The 15476-nt window shown below is 68.3% G+C and carries 18 protein-coding genes; 13 read left to right on the plus strand and 5 right to left on the minus strand.

Annotation, left to right across the window (positions count from 1 at the left end; all coding sequences use genetic code 11):
* Position 1 precedes the first annotated feature (1 nt).
* Complete coding sequence (locus BAY61_RS07570) at positions 2-268, minus strand: HPr family phosphocarrier protein (RefSeq protein WP_091800311.1); 267 nt, start codon at positions 266-268, stop codon at positions 2-4.
* 128 nt (positions 269-396) lie between these two features.
* On the opposite strand from BAY61_RS07570, the gene srlA reads away from it, so the two are divergent.
* The 10 genes from srlA (at position 397) to BAY61_RS07620 (ending at position 8747) form a co-directional block, all read left to right on the plus strand.
* On the plus strand, positions 397-1047 hold the full coding sequence (gene srlA / locus BAY61_RS07575) for a PTS glucitol/sorbitol transporter subunit IIC (RefSeq protein WP_245865898.1): 651 nt from the start codon (positions 397-399) through the stop codon (positions 1045-1047).
* The gene (gene srlE, locus BAY61_RS07580) at positions 1044-2093 is read left to right on the plus strand and encodes a PTS glucitol/sorbitol transporter subunit IIB (RefSeq protein WP_091800319.1); all 1050 of its coding nucleotides are present in this window, start codon (positions 1044-1046) and stop codon (positions 2091-2093) included. The genes srlA and srlE overlap by 4 nt, the downstream gene beginning before the upstream one ends.
* Positions 2094-2102: 9 nt before the next feature.
* A complete protein-coding gene (locus BAY61_RS07585) occupies positions 2103-2477 on the plus strand; it encodes a PTS glucitol/sorbitol transporter subunit IIA (protein ID WP_091800322.1) in 375 nt (124 codons plus the stop codon).
* A complete protein-coding gene (locus tag BAY61_RS07590) occupies positions 2474-2887 on the plus strand; it encodes a transcriptional regulator GutM (RefSeq protein WP_091800325.1) in 414 nt (137 codons plus the stop codon). Before BAY61_RS07585 ends, BAY61_RS07590 begins: the two co-directional genes overlap by 4 nt.
* A gap of 377 nt (positions 2888-3264) precedes the next feature.
* Positions 3265-4572 (plus strand): NAD(P)H-dependent oxidoreductase, encoded by a 1308-nt coding sequence (locus tag BAY61_RS07595; protein ID WP_091800328.1) that lies wholly within the window; start codon positions 3265-3267, stop codon positions 4570-4572.
* Positions 4563-5540, plus strand: a complete 978-nt coding sequence (locus tag BAY61_RS07600; RefSeq protein WP_091800331.1) for a thiamine pyrophosphate-dependent dehydrogenase E1 component subunit alpha — start codon at positions 4563-4565, stop codon at positions 5538-5540. Before BAY61_RS07595 ends, BAY61_RS07600 begins: the two co-directional genes overlap by 10 nt.
* Positions 5537-6535 (plus strand): alpha-ketoacid dehydrogenase subunit beta, encoded by a 999-nt coding sequence (locus BAY61_RS07605; protein ID WP_091800334.1) that lies wholly within the window; start codon positions 5537-5539, stop codon positions 6533-6535. Before BAY61_RS07600 ends, BAY61_RS07605 begins: the two co-directional genes overlap by 4 nt.
* On the plus strand, positions 6529-7644 hold the full coding sequence (locus BAY61_RS07610; RefSeq protein WP_091800337.1) for a dihydrolipoamide acetyltransferase family protein: 1116 nt from the start codon (positions 6529-6531) through the stop codon (positions 7642-7644). The genes BAY61_RS07605 and BAY61_RS07610 overlap by 7 nt, the downstream gene beginning before the upstream one ends.
* A 7-nt stretch (positions 7645-7651) precedes the next feature.
* On the plus strand, positions 7652-8386 hold the full coding sequence (locus tag BAY61_RS07615) for an IspD/TarI family cytidylyltransferase (RefSeq protein ID WP_091800340.1): 735 nt from the start codon (positions 7652-7654) through the stop codon (positions 8384-8386).
* Positions 8387-8399: 13 nt separating this feature from the next.
* Positions 8400-8747, plus strand: coding sequence for a hypothetical protein (locus tag BAY61_RS07620; protein ID WP_091800343.1), 348 nt, complete (start codon positions 8400-8402; stop codon positions 8745-8747).
* A gap of 36 nt (positions 8748-8783) precedes the next feature.
* Here the strand turns inward: BAY61_RS07620 and BAY61_RS07625 are convergent, their stop codons facing one another.
* On the minus strand, positions 8784-9782 hold the full coding sequence (locus BAY61_RS07625) for an aldo/keto reductase family protein (protein WP_091800346.1): 999 nt from the start codon (positions 9780-9782) through the stop codon (positions 8784-8786).
* Positions 9783-9837: 55 nt separating this feature from the next.
* Positions 9838-10497, minus strand: coding sequence for a DUF3043 domain-containing protein (locus BAY61_RS07630; protein WP_091800348.1), 660 nt, complete (start codon positions 10495-10497; stop codon positions 9838-9840).
* A gap of 139 nt (positions 10498-10636) precedes the next feature.
* Between BAY61_RS07630 and BAY61_RS07635 the strand changes: the two genes are divergently transcribed.
* On the plus strand, positions 10637-11005 hold the full coding sequence (locus tag BAY61_RS07635; protein WP_091800351.1) for a HesB/IscA family protein: 369 nt from the start codon (positions 10637-10639) through the stop codon (positions 11003-11005).
* A gap of 67 nt (positions 11006-11072) precedes the next feature.
* On the opposite strand, the gene BAY61_RS07640 is transcribed toward BAY61_RS07635, so the two are convergent.
* Positions 11073-12008 carry a hypothetical protein gene (locus tag BAY61_RS07640; RefSeq protein WP_091800354.1) on the minus strand — a complete coding sequence of 312 codons (936 nt, stop codon included), beginning with the start codon at positions 12006-12008 and terminating at the stop codon, positions 11073-11075.
* Between the two features lie 122 nt (positions 12009-12130).
* The gene (locus tag BAY61_RS07645) at positions 12131-13360 is read right to left on the minus strand and encodes a CaiB/BaiF CoA transferase family protein (protein WP_211323455.1); all 1230 of its coding nucleotides are present in this window, start codon (positions 13358-13360) and stop codon (positions 12131-12133) included.
* Positions 13361-13714: 354 nt separating this feature from the next.
* Here BAY61_RS07645 and BAY61_RS33760 point away from each other — a divergent pair, with 354 nt between their 5' ends.
* Together BAY61_RS33760 and rdmE are read left to right on the plus strand one after the other, a co-directional pair.
* Positions 13715-13849, plus strand: a complete 135-nt coding sequence (locus tag BAY61_RS33760; protein ID WP_256327960.1) for a hypothetical protein — start codon at positions 13715-13717, stop codon at positions 13847-13849.
* Positions 13846-15438, plus strand: a complete 1593-nt coding sequence (rdmE, locus tag BAY61_RS07650) for an aklavinone 12-hydroxylase RdmE (protein ID WP_091800357.1) — start codon at positions 13846-13848, stop codon at positions 15436-15438. The genes BAY61_RS33760 and rdmE overlap by 4 nt, the downstream gene beginning before the upstream one ends.
* Positions 15439-15476 lie beyond the last annotated feature (38 nt).

Genomic DNA, 15476 nt, shown 5'->3' on the forward strand with positions numbered 1-15476 from the left:
CTCACGCGTCCAGGTCGCGCACCAGTAGCTCGGACAGTTCGGTGAGCGCGCCGTCTGCTCCCTCGCCGTCGGTGCGGAGAATGACCTCCTCGCCGTGGCCGATCGCCAGGCTCAGCACGGAAAGCATGCTGCGCGCGTCCACGAGTTCGGTGCCGGGGCGGCCGATCGCCACGGTGCCGGGATGTTTGGCGGCCGCCTTGACGAACATGCTGGCTGGTCGCGCGTGCAGGCCGACGGACGAGGCGATCTTGACTCTGATCTCCGGCATGCGGGCTCCTTCGCGGTTGGGGCTTGTCGCCGATTGCACGGCATGTTACACACATCACTGGCAAACGTGAAGAACGTCAGCACATACGTGCAAATGCCGGATCCGGGGGGCCGAGAAGGAGGCCAGCAATGCAAGTGCTTGCTGTAATGGCGCAGCAGCAGCCGGCACAGCCAGAAGAGGAGACGAGCGGCGGAGTGCTCGGTGTCTTCGAATGGCTGGGTACACATTTCATCGGGCTTTTCGATGAAGCGGGGCAGCAGTTCGTCGGGCTGGTGACCGGGATTCTTCCCACGCTCGTCGTGTTGCTCACCTTCATGTACGCGCTCACCACGTTCATCGGTGAGCAGCGGGTGACCCGAGCCGTGCAGTGGTCGGCGCGATGGTGGATCACCAGGTACACGGTCATGCCGGTACTCGCGGTCCTGATGCTCACCAACCCGATGTGTTACTCGTTCGGCAGGTTCCTTCCGGAACGCTACAAGCCCGCTTTCTACGACTCGGCCGTGTCGTTCGTGCATCCGGTGACCACGTTCTTCCCCTATGCCAACGCGGGCGAGCTGTTCGTGTGGCTCGGTATCGCCAACGGCATCACGCAGCTCGGCGAGTCGACGGTTCCGGTGGCGTTGCGGTACTTCCTCGTCGGCATTCTGGTGATCTTCATCAGGGGCATCGTCACGGAAAAGCTCACCGCGTTCATGATCAAGCGAACGGGCCGCACCGAGGTGTTCGCCGATTTCGACCGTGAGTTCGAGGAAGCGAAGGCGGGTGCGCGCGCATGAGCGAGACGGAGACGCACGTGTCCGGTGCCGTGTTCGTGCGGCCGGGGCAGGGTGGCTGGGGCAAGGGACTGCTGCTGCGCGCCGACGGCAAGCGCGACAAGGTGCTTTCGGTGACCGGCGGCGGCATTCATCCCGTCGCGGCACGGATCGCGGAGCTGACCGGAGCGGAGGCGGTCGACGGGTTCATCACGACGGTGCCCGACGACGAGGTGGTCGCGGCGGTCATCAACTGTGGTGGCACGGCGCGGATCGGCGTGTACCCGCGCAAGGGAATCCCGACCGTCGACGTGTACGCGGGAGCGCCGGGAGGACCGCTCGCGAAGTTCATCACCGAGGAGCTTTTCGTATCGGCCGTGGGGGTCAGCGACGTCAACCCGTCCACTGGGGACAGTGCTGCGGCCGGAACCGGGGAAACGGAGGAAAAGCCGCCGGCCGTCCCTCCGCGCTCGGAGCGGCCCTCTGGCGCCGACGTCGCCGCGTCCGTCGCGGGCACCGGCAAGTTCGGGACCGCGTTCAACGCGGTCACCGGTGTGTTCGTCAAGTTCGGTTCGGCCGTGGGGTCTTTCGTCAACACGATGCTTGCCGCCGGAAGGCAGACGATCGACCTCACGCTCAAGACGATCCTGCCGTTCATGGCGTACGTGAGCCTGCTGCTCGGCATCGTGACCTACACCGGGGTCGCGGAGTGGATGGGCCGTGTGCTGAGCCCGATCGCGAGCAATCCCTTCGGGCTCATCGGCATCAGTCTCGTGGTCGCGTTGCCGTTCCTGTCCCCGATTCTGGGGCCCGGCGCCGCGATCGCGCAGGTCATCGGAACGTTGATGGGCAGCCAGATCGCTATCGGCGCGCTGCCGGTGCAGTACGCGCTGCCCACGTTGTTCGCCATCAACGGCCAGGTCGGTTGTGACTTCGTTCCGGTGGGGCTCGCCCTTGGCGAGGCCAAACCGGCGACGGTCGCCGTCGGCACGCCCGCGGTGCTGATCAGCAGGATGTTCACGGCGCCACTTGCGGTCGTGATCGCATGGGTCGCAAGCTTCGGGCTCTAGGAGGAAGAAATGAGCGTGTATTACGAGAGCACCGTGCTGCGGGCCGGTGAAGAGGCGGGGGACATGGTGGAGGGCGGGGTCGTGATTCTCTATGCCGACCCGATCCCCGCCGCGCTGGAGAGCGTGAGTGTCGTGCACGGCCCCGCGAAGGGGCCGGAGCGGGAGATCAGGGCCGGTGACGTCTTCTCGATCGGGGAGCAGCGGGTCGAGCTGTTCGCGGTGGGGGAGCGGGCGCACGAGAATCTGCGCACGCTCGGGCACATCGTGGTCTACCTGAATCCGGAGGAGGGGACCTCGCTGTTGCCGGGCGCCGTGCACGGGAAGGGAACCGTGTCGATCCCCTCGGCGGGCGCGGCGCTGTCGCTGAGTGGTGGCGCGCCGTGAGCTGGCAGGCGATCGTCACGCTGCTCGGTGTGTTCGTGGTGGCCGGAATCCTCAGCTATCGCCAGCATCTCGGTTACCAGCGTGCGGTGAACGAGCTGGCCACCGACGAGAACCGCAGCGGAGTGCTGTTGGTGAGCGGCAGGTCGAAGGGCAGGTTGCGGGGCGCGATCGTGCTGCTGGTCATCGACCGCCGCCGGGGCGAGGTGATCAGGGCGAGCGCCATGGAGGGCAGCTCGGTGTTCGCGTCGTTCAAGGAGCGCGAGGACCTGACCGGCCCCGTCGAGGGAGCCGAGGAGCGGGCTGGTTCGAAGGCGCTCGCCAAGGCCGTCGGCGACGCGATGCGGATGGCGAGCAGGTTGAACGCGGGCACGCTGCGCTCGGCGAAGGCGGGCGAGCGACAGCAGGCTTAGGTCGTGTCTGATGAACCTCTGCCGTGCGAGCGGGGATCAGCGTGGTTCCTCGCAAGGCGGTGTAGGACCGGAATGCCCTCGTACCGGGTCGTACTCGGGCTTTCCGACAACGCGGCGAGGGGACACGCTGGCCCCGCGCGGCAGGCTACGGGTTCGTCGGACACGACCTAGCGAACACCTGCCCGGACACAAGGCGTCCGGTGTGGAGCTTTTTGGCTCCGCGCCGGGCGCCTTTGTGCGTCGGGCATGCCGCGACCTGCGGATTTGCACACATGTGCAGGCCGGAGAGTCTTGTGTGCGGTTGATTCCCCGTGCTACCAAAGAAAGCACGACGGTGCACATAATGTGCACATATGTGCAGACCGGAGGGTTTCGGGATGAGTTATGTCGATCGGCTGCGAGCTCGCGAGCGGGAGCTCGGGCGTCCGGTCAGGGTGGGTCTCGTCGGAGCGGGCCAGATGGGTCTCGGCTTCGTCGTGCAGGCGAGCCGCATCGAGGGCATGGAGGTCGCGGCCATCGCCGACATCGCGCCGGAGCGGGGAAGGGCCGCGTTCGCCGAGGCAGGCAGGTCCGACGTCGTCGATACCGGCACCCGCGCGGAGTTGGCCGCGGCCATCGAGCGCGGCGGCGTCGTCGTCACCGACGAGGCCATGCTGCTGACCGGACTGCCCCTCGACGTGCTGGTCGACGCCAGCGGCGTGCCCGAGGTGGGCGCGAAGCTCGCGTTCGCGGGCCTGCTGGCCGGCAAGGACATCGCCATGCTCAACGTCGAGTGCGACGTGACCGTCGGGCTGCTGCTTTCGAGCCTGGCCACCCGCCTCGGCAGGGTCTACACGGTGTGCAGGGGCGATGAGCCCGTCGAGTGCAAGGCGCTGGTCGACTACGTCCGCGACATCGGCTTCGAGGTGGTGTGCGCGGGTAAGGGCAAGAACAACCCGCTCGACCCGGCCGCGACGCCCGCCTCCGTCGCCGCGACAGCCGAAGCGAAGGGCATGAACCCGCACATGCTCGCGAGCTTCGTCGACGGGTCCAAGACGATGATCGAGATGGCCGCGCTCGCCAACGGCGCCGGGCTCGCGGTCGCCACCCGTGGCATGACGGGGCCGCACTGCACGGTGGAGGCGTTGTCCGACACGTTCCGGCCTGCCGAGGACGGCGGGGTGTTGCCGCGCGCGGGCGTCGTCGACTACTGCACCGGCCCCGTCGCGCCGGGGGTGTTCGTCATCGGCCGCACCGACCATCCGGCCGTCGCCGCAGAGATGGCGTACCTGGGCATGGGCAAGGGGCCGTACTACACGTTCTACCGGCCCTACCATCTCGCGAGCGTCGAGGCGCCGCTTTCGGTGGCCGAGGCGGTACTCGACCGTACCCCGAGCCTCGCGCCGACAGCGTGGAACGCCGAGGTGCTGGCCGTGGCCAAGCGGGACCTGCGGGAGGGCGAGGCGCTCGACGGCATCGGTGGCGACACCGTCTACGGCATCACCGACAGCGCGTCGGCGGCGGCAGCGGGCGGGCACGTCCCGCTCGGTCTCGCGAGCGGGGCGAAGGTGCTCAGGGACGTGGCGGCGGGGACCGTGCTGACGAGCGCCGACGTCGCCGTCGACGAGACGACCACCATCGCGACCTTGCGCAGGCTCCAGGACCGCCTGGTGGAGGGTGAGGAGGTGACCGGAGCGTGGATCTGACCGGAAACGCTTCCCTCGCAAGGGAAACGCTGCGGACGATGTGGACGATCAGGCGGTTCGAGGAGGCGGTGGACGACCTGTTCGCCCGCGGTCTCATGCACGGCACGATGCACCTGTCGATCGGGCAGGAGGCGGTACCGGCCGGTGCCTGCCTCGCGCTCGCCGACGGTGACTACATCACCTCGACGCACAGGGGACACGGGCACTGCATCGCCAAGGGCGCTCGCCTGGACGCGATGATGGCCGAACTGCTCGCCAAGGAAACCGGGTATTGCCGGGGTCGCGGTGGTTCCATGCACATCGCCGACGTGGCGACGGGCAACCTCGGCGCCAACGGCATCGTCGCGGGAGGCGTCCCCATCGCCTCAGGCGCGGGGCTCGCGGTGAAACTGCGTGGCGGACAGCAGGTCGTGCTCAGCTTCTTCGGCGACGGCGCCGTCAACGAAGGCGCGTGGCACGAGGGCGTCAACCTCGCCGCGATCTGGGACCTTCCCGTGGTGTTCGTCTGCGAGAACAACCACTACGGCATGTCGATGTCGGCGAAAAGGGCGGCCAAGGTCGACCGGCTCGGGGACAGGGCCGCGGCGTACGGGATCCCGGGGGTGACCGTCGACGGCAACGATCCGCAGGAGGTGTTCGACGCCGTGTCGGCCGCCGTCGCCCGAGCGAGGGCGGGGGACGGGCCTTCACTGGTGGAGGCCATGACCTACCGCTGGAAGGGACATTCCAAGAGCGACAAGAACCTCTACCGCACGAGAGAGGAGATCGAGAGCTGGCGCGAGCGCGACCCGATCGTGCGGTTCGAACGCGCGGCGATCACGGCGGGGGCACTGTCCGAAGAGGACGCCGCGGAGTGCAGGGACGAAGCGAGGGACCGGGTGCGCGCCGCGATCAGGACGGCCAACGCGGCTCCCGACGCCAGCGCCGCCTCGCTGACCGACGCCGTGTACGCGGGGAGCCAATCATGACCACGACCGAATCGCGCACGCTCACCTATGCCGAGGCGGTGAGGGAAGCGCTCAGCCAGGCCATGGAAGCCGACGAGCGGGTGTTCCTGCTCGGCGAAGACGTCGGAACCTACGGCGGCGCGTTCGGTGTCACCGGCGACCTCGTGCACCGCTTCGGCGAGGAACGGGTCCGCGACACCCCGATCAGCGAACTCGGCATCGTCGGAGCCGCCGTAGGCGCCGCGCTGGCGGGGATGCGGCCCATCGTCGAGATCCAGTTCTCCGACTTCACCGCGCAGGCCATGGACCAGATCGTCAACCAGGCGGCCAAGATCCATTTCATGCTCGGTGGCGCGGCGACGGTGCCCATGGTGCTCAGGGCGCCTGGCGGTTCGGGAACGGGCGCCGCCGCGCAGCACTCGCAGAGCCTCGAAGCATGGTTCGCGCACGTGCCAGGGCTCAAGGTCGTCATGCCGGCCACGGCAGCCGACGCCAAAGGGCTGCTGCTTGCCGCGATCGACGATCCGAACCCGGTGATCGTGCTGGAACACAAGCTGCTCTACAAGCAAAGCGGGGTCGTTCCCCAATCCCCGGCGAGGGTTCGGCTCGGCGAGACGGCGGTGCGCCGCGACGGCACCGATCTGACCATCGTGGCAACCGGGGTCATGGTGTCCAGAGCGCTCGAAGCCGCCGAACAACTCGCGGCGACCGGGATCGAAGCCGCCGTGCTCGACCCGAGGACGCTGCGCCCGCTCGACTCGAAGACCATTGTGGACAGTGTGACCGCGACGGGAAGGGCGCTGCTCGTCCAGGAGGCGCCCAAGACGGGCGGCTTCATGGCCGAGGTCTCGGCCGCCATCGTCGAGTCACCGGCGTTCGGGCACCTCACGGCGCCGGTCACCAGGCTGTGCGGGCTGGACGTACCCATTCCCTATGCCCCGCAACTGGAAAAGGCCGCCGTGCCACAGACCGAGGACATCGTGAAGGCCGCGACCGGGCTGGTGAACCAGTGGTAGCGAAGGAAGTCGCGCTGGTGATGCCCAAGATGTCCATGACGATGACCGAGGGTGTCTTCGTCGCGTGGCACAAGGCGGCCGGTGACCGGATCCGGCAGGGCGACGTCGTGTGCGAGGTCACCACGGACAAGGTCGACATGGAGGTCGAGGCGACGGTCGACGGCGTGCTCGCGCGGCTGGTCGCGCGGCCGGAGGACGTCATCGCCGTCGGCGAGCCCATCGCCTACGTCGAATCCGAGGCCGACGACCTGCTGGAAGGACTCTTCGACGCACCGGAGGCTTCGGGGCCAGTGCCGGAGGAACCGCGGGCACCCGAACCCCAGCCGGTGCGTGCCGCCGAAAAGCGCGGCGTCGCGGCCGTTCCCGCCGCCAGACGCCTCGCCGCCGAGCGCGGCGTCGATCTGGCCGCGCTCACCCCGACCGGGCCGTGGGGGACGATCAGGGTCGCCGACCTGCCTGCCGGTCGGCTGGCGAAACCGGCCCCAGCCCGGGGAAGGGCGGCGGTCGCCAGGCGCATGACGCCAAGCGCGCTGGTGCCGCAATTCGTGTTGTACCGCGACGTCGACCTCGCGGGGGCCGAGCGCGCGAGGAACGGGGCGAGCTGGACGGCGGTGTTCGTCCACGTGCTCGCCGCCGCGCTGCGCGCGCATCCCGCGTTCAACGCGAGCTGGTCCGGCGACACGCTGGTCCGGCACGAGGGGGTCGCGGTCGCGCTGGCCGTCGACACCCCGAGGGGCCTGCTCGCTCCCGTGCTCACCGACCCCGACCTGTGCGGGCTGGACGAACTCGGCTCGCGGGTCGCCGACGTCGTGTCGAGGGCGAAGGCGGGAAAGCTCGGGCTTGCCGAACTGTCGGCACCCGCCACGACGACGGTGTCCAATCTGGGCGGCCTCGGGGTGGGCGCGTTCCAGGCACTGCTCACGCCACCGCAGGCGAGCGCGCTCGCGATGGGCGCCGTCGAACGCAAGGTGGTTCCGGTACCCGATGGCGTCGGGGTGCGCCTGCGCTGCTCGCTGGGGCTGACCGTCGACCACAGGGTCGCCGACGGCGCCGACGGCGCGCGGCTGCTTTCCACGGTCCAGGAGCTGCTCGACGGCGGACTCGTATGATTCCGGGGTGGCACGATGGACACGGCGGCGCCGACCCTACGCGGCGGGAGTCGTGCTGGCCAGCGGCGCGGGCACCAGGGTGGGCGCCGCCATGAACAAGGTCTACCTTCCGCTCGCGGGCAGGCGCCTGGTGTCCTGGTCTCTGGGGGCCTTCGCGCGCGTGCGCGAGGTCGGCGTGCTGGTGCTCGTCGCGAGGCCGCAGGATTCGGAACTCGTCGAGTGGGTGCTCGACAGGGAGGTCGACGCCAAGGTCGAGGTCGTCCTCGGTGGCGAGACGCGACAGGAATCGGAATTGCGGGCGCTGCGGCACCTCGCGAGCCGGATCGATCGCGGCACCGTCGACACGATCCTGCTGCACGACGCGGCCCGGCCGCTGGTGAGCCCCGAGCTGATCGCCGGTGTCCTGCACTCGGCGAGAGCCCACGGTGGAGCCGTTCCCGGGCTGCCAGCCGACGACATCGCCGAGATCGGCGACGAAGGAGCGGCGCTCACCGGCGTTCGACCTGGCATGATCATCAGAGCGCAGACACCGCAGGGTTTTCGCGCCGCGCCGTTGCTCTCGGCCTACGAACGGGCCGCGAGAGAGGAGTTCCTGGGTACCGACACCGCCTCGTGCATGGAACGGTTCGCCGAACTGCCCGTGCGCTGGGTGCGCGGGGAACAGCAGAACTTCAAGATCACGTATCCGCACGACCTCGTGATCGCGGAGCAGGTGCTGGCCGCGGCTGAGTACCAGAGGTGAGGACGTGATGGCCATGGGAACCGTTGAGCACGCCACGCTGTCGTGCCACCACTGCGGCGAGGAAACCGACCACGAGCTGGCCTACGCCGGCCGGTTGCTCGTCGTCACGACCTGCACCCGCTGTGGCAACAGCATCGAGCGCGATGTGCGCCGCCGTTATGTCACCGACCTGCGGCAGCGGATGACGAGCAAGCCGGGCAGGATGCTGCGCCGCTTCCGGAGGCACCCCGTCGGCTTCGCCAGCTCACTTCCCCGCACGACCGTGCTCAAGCCGTGGGAGCTGCTGGAGGAGGTCCGGCTCGTGTGGGGAGCCGCGGCCGACACGCGCAAGGGCGAGAAGCGCGAGCGAGACCAGCACTGAGGGTGGCCGCGGGATACCCCGCGGCCACCTCGGGGCTCACAGAATGGGGCTCTTGGTCAGGCTGGGATCGCGCTCGATGACGCCGTCGAGTTCGGCGTCGACGGCCGCCATCAGGTCGGCGTCGAGTTTCACGCCCGCGGCCTTGACGTTCTCCCGCACCTGCTCGGGCCGGGAGGCCCCGATGATGGCCGAGGCGACGTTGCCGTTTTGCAGCACCCAGGCCACGGCGAGCTGGGCGAGTGAGAGACCGGCCTCGTCAGCGAGCGGGCGCAGCCGCTCGACGCGCTCCACGATGTCGTCGCCGAGGAACCGGCCGATCATCCTCGCGCCGCCGCCCCGCTCGTCGGTCGCGCGCGAACCCGAGGGCGCCGGCTGCCCCTTGCGATACTTGCCGGTGAGCACGCCCTGGGCGATCGGCGACCACACGATCTGGCTCATCCCCTCGCGCTCGCAGGCTGGGATGACCTGCTCTTCGATGACTCGCCACAGCATGTTGTACTGCGGCTGGTTGGAGATGAACGGCACCCGCAGCTCGCGGGCCAGTGCCGCGCCGCGGCTGATCTGCTCGGCGTTCCACTCCGAAACCCCGATGTAGAGCACCTTGCCCTGGCGGACCAGATCGGAGAAGGCGAGCATCGTCTCCTCAAGCGGCACCGTGTGGTCGAAGCGGTGTGCCTGGTAGAGATCGACGTAGTCGGTGCCAAGGCGTTTGAGCGAGGCGTTGGCCGACTCGACGATGTGCTTGCGGCCGAGGCCCTTGTCGTTGGGGCCCTTGGGGCCGGTCGGGTGGAAGACCTTGGTGAAGATCTCCAGGCTTTCCCTGCGCAGCCCGGCGAGGCCGCGGCCGAGTACCGATTCCGCCGCCGTATTGGCGTAGGTGTCGGCGGTATCGAAGGTTGTAATTCCCTCATCCAGGGCCGCCTTGATGCAGGCGTGTGCCTGTTCCTCTTCGACCTGCGAGCCGTGCGTGAGCCAGTTTCCGTACGAGATTTCACTCACTGTGAGGCCGCTGCGGCCGAGACGACGAAACTCCATGCCCCAACCCTAGTCCCAGATCGTTTGCATTGCTAACGAACTGGTGTGTGGGTGCCTACGGAATCGGGTCGCCCGGCCTGAGCCTGGGCTTGGGCATCCGCAGCTTGCGGATCTGGCTCGCCCTGACGAAGGAGTACCAGCCGATGGAGCCGCCCTTGATCGTCTCCTTCGGGAACCGCTCGCGCGCCAGCTTGGCGATCCTGCGGCCGTTGAGGAAGCCCTCGACCACCATGCCGAGCAGCATGACCGTGGTGCCCAGCGTCGCGTACTGCTGGACGGCGGGTACCGGAACCAGCAGCGACACGAACACCAGGATCGCCAGCGGCATGAAGAGGCCGAGAATGTTGCGGCGCGAGTCGACGAGGTCCCGCACGTAGGCCTTGACCGGGCCGCGGTCACGGGGGAGGAGGTAACGCTCGTCACCGGCCATCATCCGTTCGCGGCGTTCCTTGGCAGCGGCCCTGCGCTCGTCCTTCGTCACCGGGTTCTGCTTGCGCAGTTCCCGGTTGCGCCGGATGGCCTCGCGGGTGGTGCGAGGTGGCGGAGCGACGGGGCCGCGCCGCTTGCCCTCGGCCTCCTTGCGCTTCGGAGTCGCCCTGCCCTTGGCGGGCGTGTAGCCGCGCGGCGCGTGAGAATCCGTTTCGATGTCGGCGTCCGGCCCGTCGTCGGCGGCGGCATCGTCGGATTGGGTGCTGTTGCGGCGCAGGAACCTCACCTCACCAGGGTATTGCAGGGCTCGCCGCTGATGTTCAGCCGGTCCGGGGATGTGTCACCATGGAGGGCAGGGAACAGAACGGGAGCCGGGTTTGTTGACACCGGTAACCGCCCTGCGGACAGACCTTAGAGGGAGAGTCATGACGACCGCTGAGCAGACCGGCAACACCACCGCCGAGGAGACCCACGGCGTCATCTTGACCGACGCCGCTGCTGTCAAGGCGAAGGCGCTGCTCGATCAAGAGGGCCGCGACGACATGCACCTGCGTATCGCCGTGCAGCCCGGCGGCTGTGCGGGTCTTCGCTACCAGCTTTTCTTCGACGAGCGCACGCTCGACGGCGACCTGTTCCGCGACTTCAACGGCCTGAAGGTCGCGGTCGACCGGATGAGCGCCCCCTACGTGCAGGGTGCCCAGATCGACTTCGTCGACAGCATCGAGAAGCAGGGCTTCACCATCGACAACCCCAACGCGGGCGGTTCCTGCGCCTGCGGTGACTCGTTCCACTGAGTCGAACTGCTTCGCCGAAGCCCCCGGTCACTCACCGTGACCGGGGGCTTTTCGGATCGTCGGAAACTCAGACGGCCAAGGAGGCGGCGGGGTCGCCCACCTTGGTCCAGCCGCTTTCTCCAGGGGCCTTGCGCCAGACGCCACCGCTGTTCAGGCCGTATATGGTGCCGTCGTTCGCGACGGTGAACTGGTCGCCAGGGCCACCTACGTGTTCCCACTGGAGCTCGGCGTCGAGGAAGCGGTAGGCGTCGCCGTTGTAGGGACTCGTGGCGACGAGGTTCCCACCGGTGTACATCTTCGCGGCGGGGCCGCCCACCTGAATCCAGTCGAGGCCGCCTCTCCACGCGAAGATCCCGGCGTCGTTCTGCCCGTAGAAGTATCCGACCGTGGTGATGGCGAAGTCCTGGCCGGGACCACCGATCCGGGTCCACGGTTGGAAGGGCAGGCCCGCGTAGAGGTAGACGTCACCGTTCGTGATGCTCGTCGCGACGAGCAGGCCGACGCCGCCGGATCTGATCGAGGCCGCAGGGCCACCGAGCTTGCGCCACCCGGTGGTGCCGCCCCACCACTCGTAGATGCCGGTGCTGTTGAGTCCCTGGATGATTCCGGCGTCGTCCACGGTGAACTGCTGGCCGGGACCCCCGATCCGGTGCCACGTGGTCGTCTCGTGTTCGTACCAGAAGATGTCGCCGGTCGTCGGGCTCGTCGCGTAGACCTGACCGCCGCCGGCGTAGATCTCGGCCGCGGGGCCGCCGATCCGCGACCAGGTCACACCGTCGAACATCAAGACCTCGTCGCGCTCGGGCGTCAACGCGTACAGAGTGTTCTCGCTGACGGCCGCGGTGCGCATCTGGGGGAGGGCTTCCGCGGAGCGCGGGGTGACGATCTCGGTCAGTGAGCGCGGCGTCTTGTCGTCTTGTCCGGCGGCGGCAACCCCCGGGGTCGGCAGAACCAGTGCGGCCATGAGCGCTATCGCCGCGCTGACGATCCTTCGTCTTCCCATGTGGTTCCCTCCAGAGATTTCGTGCGGTACGCGCCCAAACGAACCTTGCTCCGGTCCAGGCGACCTCGGATCTCGCTAGGACCTGTCCTCAAAGCGGTTGGGATTGGAGACCGCGGGACTGGTCAGGCGAGTGAACTCTCGAACGGTACGGAGATGGCGCCCTCGCGCCCCAACCTCTCGATCCGCGCCGCGGAGTAGCCCAATTCACGCAACACGGCTTCCGTGTGCTCCCCCAGTGCGGGCACCGGGCCCATGGGCAGCTCGACTCCCGCGACCGTGAACGGCGGGAGCAACCCGTGCACGGCCCCCGACGGCGTGTCCACCTGCCGCCAGCGGTCGCGTGCGGCCAGCTGCGGATGCGCCAGCACGTCCCCGATGTCGTTGACCCGTCCGGTCGCGACTCCGACGGCGTCGAGGCACGCGACGAGCCGATCGGCGGGCAGCCGTGCCGTGTGCGACGCGACCAATGCGTCCACCGTCTCGCGGTGGCGCACACGTGCGACGTTGGTCGCCCACTCCGGATCAGTCGTCAGGTCTGGTCTGCCGAGGAAGTCCTCGGCGAACCGCGTCCACTCCCGGTCGTTTTGCACCCCGACCACGACATCGACACCATCCTGGGCGGGGAACGCGCCGTAGGGCACGACGCTTGGATGGGCGAGGCCCATCCTGCGCGGGGGCTGCCCGGTGCCCTGGGTGTGGTAGAGCTGGTAGCCCATCCACTCGGCAGTCGCCTCAAGCATCGAGATCTCGATGGCAGCGCCCCGGCCACTCACCGCCCGGCCCACCAGCGCGGCCAGGGTCGCCGAGAGCGCATACATGCCCGCCGCGATGTCGGAGGCCGGCATCCCTGCCTTCGTTCTGCTGTTCTGGGTGCCGGTCGCGGAGACCAGCCCGGCCTCGCACTGAATGAGCATGTCGTAGGCGCGCCGGTCCCGGTAAGGGCCGCTGCCGCCGTACCCGGACATGTCGACCGTCACCAGCCGGGGGTCTCTGTCCCGCAGGTCGGCGGCGCCAAGGCCGAGCCTGGCTGCCGAGCCTGGGGCGAGGTTTTGCAGGAACACGTCGGCCGTGGCGACGAGATCCGCGACAACCTGCCGGCCGCCCGGTGACTTCAGGTCCAGCGCCATCGACTCCTTTCCCCGGTTGAGCCAAACGAAGTGACTCGCCATTCCGTTGACGCTGGTGTCGTAGCCACGCGCGAAGTCGCCGCCGTCCGGGCGTTCCACCTTGAGCACACGCGCTCCGAGATCGGCGAGATGGCGCGTCGCGAGTGGCGCGGCCACGGCCTGTTCCAGCGCGACGACCGTGACGCCGGACAGCGGCAGATCGACGCTGCCGTCTCGTTCGGTCACCGGCACCGCAGGTCACCTCGCCTCTGAATCGAGCGTGACCGGGGATGCTCGCTCGCCGCCATCAGCTGGTTTGCCACTCCGCGGCCGACGCTCCCGGTCGCACCGGTCGTCAAGATCGTCATATTTCCTCCTGGATGCGTGCCCCTGGTCGAACACCCGTCGGTGCCCGACTCTTCTCCGCCCAGTTCGAATCCCACTCGCAGCAGCCGCGCCTACCGGTTCTCAAATGGTTTCCGAGGAAACCAGGCAAGCATCGGCCGTACGACTTCGGAGGGGGCAACGGTGGAGAAGCTCTGACGATGTGCACCCCGCGTCGACGCGGCGGCAAGTGCCCGGCACTTCGTTGAGAACCACATGAGCACCCTGTTCATCCGCCAGCGGGACAAGACCGCCTTGGCAGCCGCCGGTTTCACCGTCGACTACGTCGAGGACTCCACTCAGGCCGCGGCCCGTTCCACGGCATACGTGACTAGACAGGAGGAAACATGACGGACACGGCGGAAGTACTCGTCGTCGGAGCGGGACTCGGTGGGCTGTCGGCGGCGATGTTCCTCGCGAGGCGTGGGGTTCGCACCGTGATCGTGGAGAAGCATCCGGGTACCTCGATCTATCCGAAGGCGGCCGGACAGAACCCTCGCACCATGGAGCTGCTTCGCATCGGCGGACTACTCGACCAGGTCAGTCAGGCCAACGACCTTCGCGGCCAGCAGGGTGATTTCACCATCAGGGTCGCGGAAAGCGTCGGAGGCAAGGTGCTGCACACCTTTGCCGAGAGTGTCGACGACATGATGGCCGCGACCGCTCCGTGTACACCCCAGGGCTGGGGTTTCCTTGCGCAGGACCAGATGGAGCCGATCCTGCTGGCTCAGGCGGAGAAGCACGGCGCCGTCGTCCGGTACGGCACCGAGTTGGTGTCGTTCGAGCAGGGCCCGTCAGGCGTCGACGCGCTGGTGCGTGACTCGGAGACTGGCAAGGAGTCCGTCGTGCACGCGGATTACCTGGTCGCCGCCGACGGTCCGGACAGCCCCGTGCGCGAGCGACTTGGTATCTCCCGGCACGGACATGGAGTGTTGTCGCACTTCATCGGGGTCATCTTCGAAGCCGATCTGTCCGCCGTGCTACCGCCCGGCTCGGTCGGGTGGTACTACCTGCAGAACCCGGCGTTCACCGGGAACTTCGGTCCGACCGACAAACCGAACCGGCACACGTTCTTCGTCGAGTACTCGCCCGAGCGGAGTGAATCACCCGAGGACTTTCCGCCATCCCGCTGCGTCGAGCTGATCCGGCTCGCGGTGAACATGCCGGAACTTGAGCCGAAGCTGTTGAACATCCAGCAATGGGAAATGGCAGCCCACATCGCCGACCGCTGGCGGGACGGCCGGGTCTTTCTCGTCGGTGACGCCGCGAAGGTCACGCCTCCGACCGGCGGGCTCGGCGGCAACACCGCGATCGGAGACGGCTACGACATCGCGTGGAAGCTGGCCGAGGTGGTGAAAGGCGCGGCCGGCACCGGGCTGCTGGACAGCTACGAACCGGAACGCAAGCAGGTGGCGGAACTGGTGGTCGACGAGTCGATGTCTGTCTACGCGCACCGGATGGCGCCGCACCTGATCGGCACGGTTCCGGCGGGGGTCGGATATGCCGAGGTGCTTCTTGGGTTCCGCTACCGGTCGGGCGCGGTACTGATCGACGACCCGGATCCAGCCCCGGTCGAGGACCCGTTGCGCCCCAGCGGTCGTCCCGGGTTCCGAGCTCCACACGTCTGGATCACCCGCGCTGGTTCTCGTATGTCCACTGTGGACATGGTTGGTGAGTGGATGTTGATCGCCGCCGACGAGAGATGGCGGGGGGCGGACGCCAGGGTCCACACCTTCGTGGTGGGCACTGACTTCGAAGAAGACGACCCAGCTGGACGTGTCGTGACCCGTTACGGGATCGGTGAGTCCGGGGCCAGCCTCGTCCGCCCTGACGGGATCGTCGCCTGGCGGACCGCGTCCCCGGTTCCCGGGGCATTGCCTGCCGTGCTCGACAAGCTTCACGTGCGTCAGCTCCCCGGGAGTGCTGGGCCACACCGCTGACTCGTACGTCCGAGTGTCCATGTGTTCCATGACGACGA

This window comes from Prauserella marina (genome assembly GCF_002240355.1).
GTDB lineage: Bacteria > Actinomycetota > Actinomycetes > Mycobacteriales > Pseudonocardiaceae > Prauserella_A > Prauserella_A marina.

Excerpts from the sequence above, each read along its gene's own strand:
- BAY61_RS07570 (WP_091800311.1), bottom strand. The coding sequence starts at position 268 with ATGCCGGAGATCAGAGTCAAGATCGCCTCGTCCGTCGGCCTGCACGCG.
- srlA (WP_245865898.1), top strand. The coding sequence starts at position 397 with ATGCAAGTGCTTGCTGTAATGGCGCAGCAGCAGCCGGCACAGCCAGAA.
- srlE (WP_091800319.1), top strand. The coding sequence starts at position 1,044 with ATGAGCGAGACGGAGACGCACGTGTCCGGTGCCGTGTTCGTGCGGCCG.
- BAY61_RS07585 (WP_091800322.1), top strand. The coding sequence starts at position 2,103 with ATGAGCGTGTATTACGAGAGCACCGTGCTGCGGGCCGGTGAAGAGGCG.
- BAY61_RS07595 (WP_091800328.1), top strand. The coding sequence starts at position 3,265 with ATGAGTTATGTCGATCGGCTGCGAGCTCGCGAGCGGGAGCTCGGGCGT.
- BAY61_RS07605 (WP_091800334.1), top strand. The coding sequence starts at position 5,537 with ATGACCACGACCGAATCGCGCACGCTCACCTATGCCGAGGCGGTGAGG.
- BAY61_RS07620 (WP_091800343.1), top strand. The coding sequence starts at position 8,400 with ATGGGAACCGTTGAGCACGCCACGCTGTCGTGCCACCACTGCGGCGAG.
- BAY61_RS07625 (WP_091800346.1), bottom strand. The coding sequence starts at position 9,782 with ATGGAGTTTCGTCGTCTCGGCCGCAGCGGCCTCACAGTGAGTGAAATC.
- BAY61_RS07635 (WP_091800351.1), top strand. The coding sequence starts at position 10,637 with ATGACGACCGCTGAGCAGACCGGCAACACCACCGCCGAGGAGACCCAC.
- BAY61_RS07640 (WP_091800354.1), bottom strand. The coding sequence starts at position 12,008 with ATGGGAAGACGAAGGATCGTCAGCGCGGCGATAGCGCTCATGGCCGCA.
- BAY61_RS33760 (WP_256327960.1), top strand. The coding sequence starts at position 13,715 with ATGAGCACCCTGTTCATCCGCCAGCGGGACAAGACCGCCTTGGCAGCC.
- rdmE (WP_091800357.1), top strand. The coding sequence starts at position 13,846 with ATGACGGACACGGCGGAAGTACTCGTCGTCGGAGCGGGACTCGGTGGG.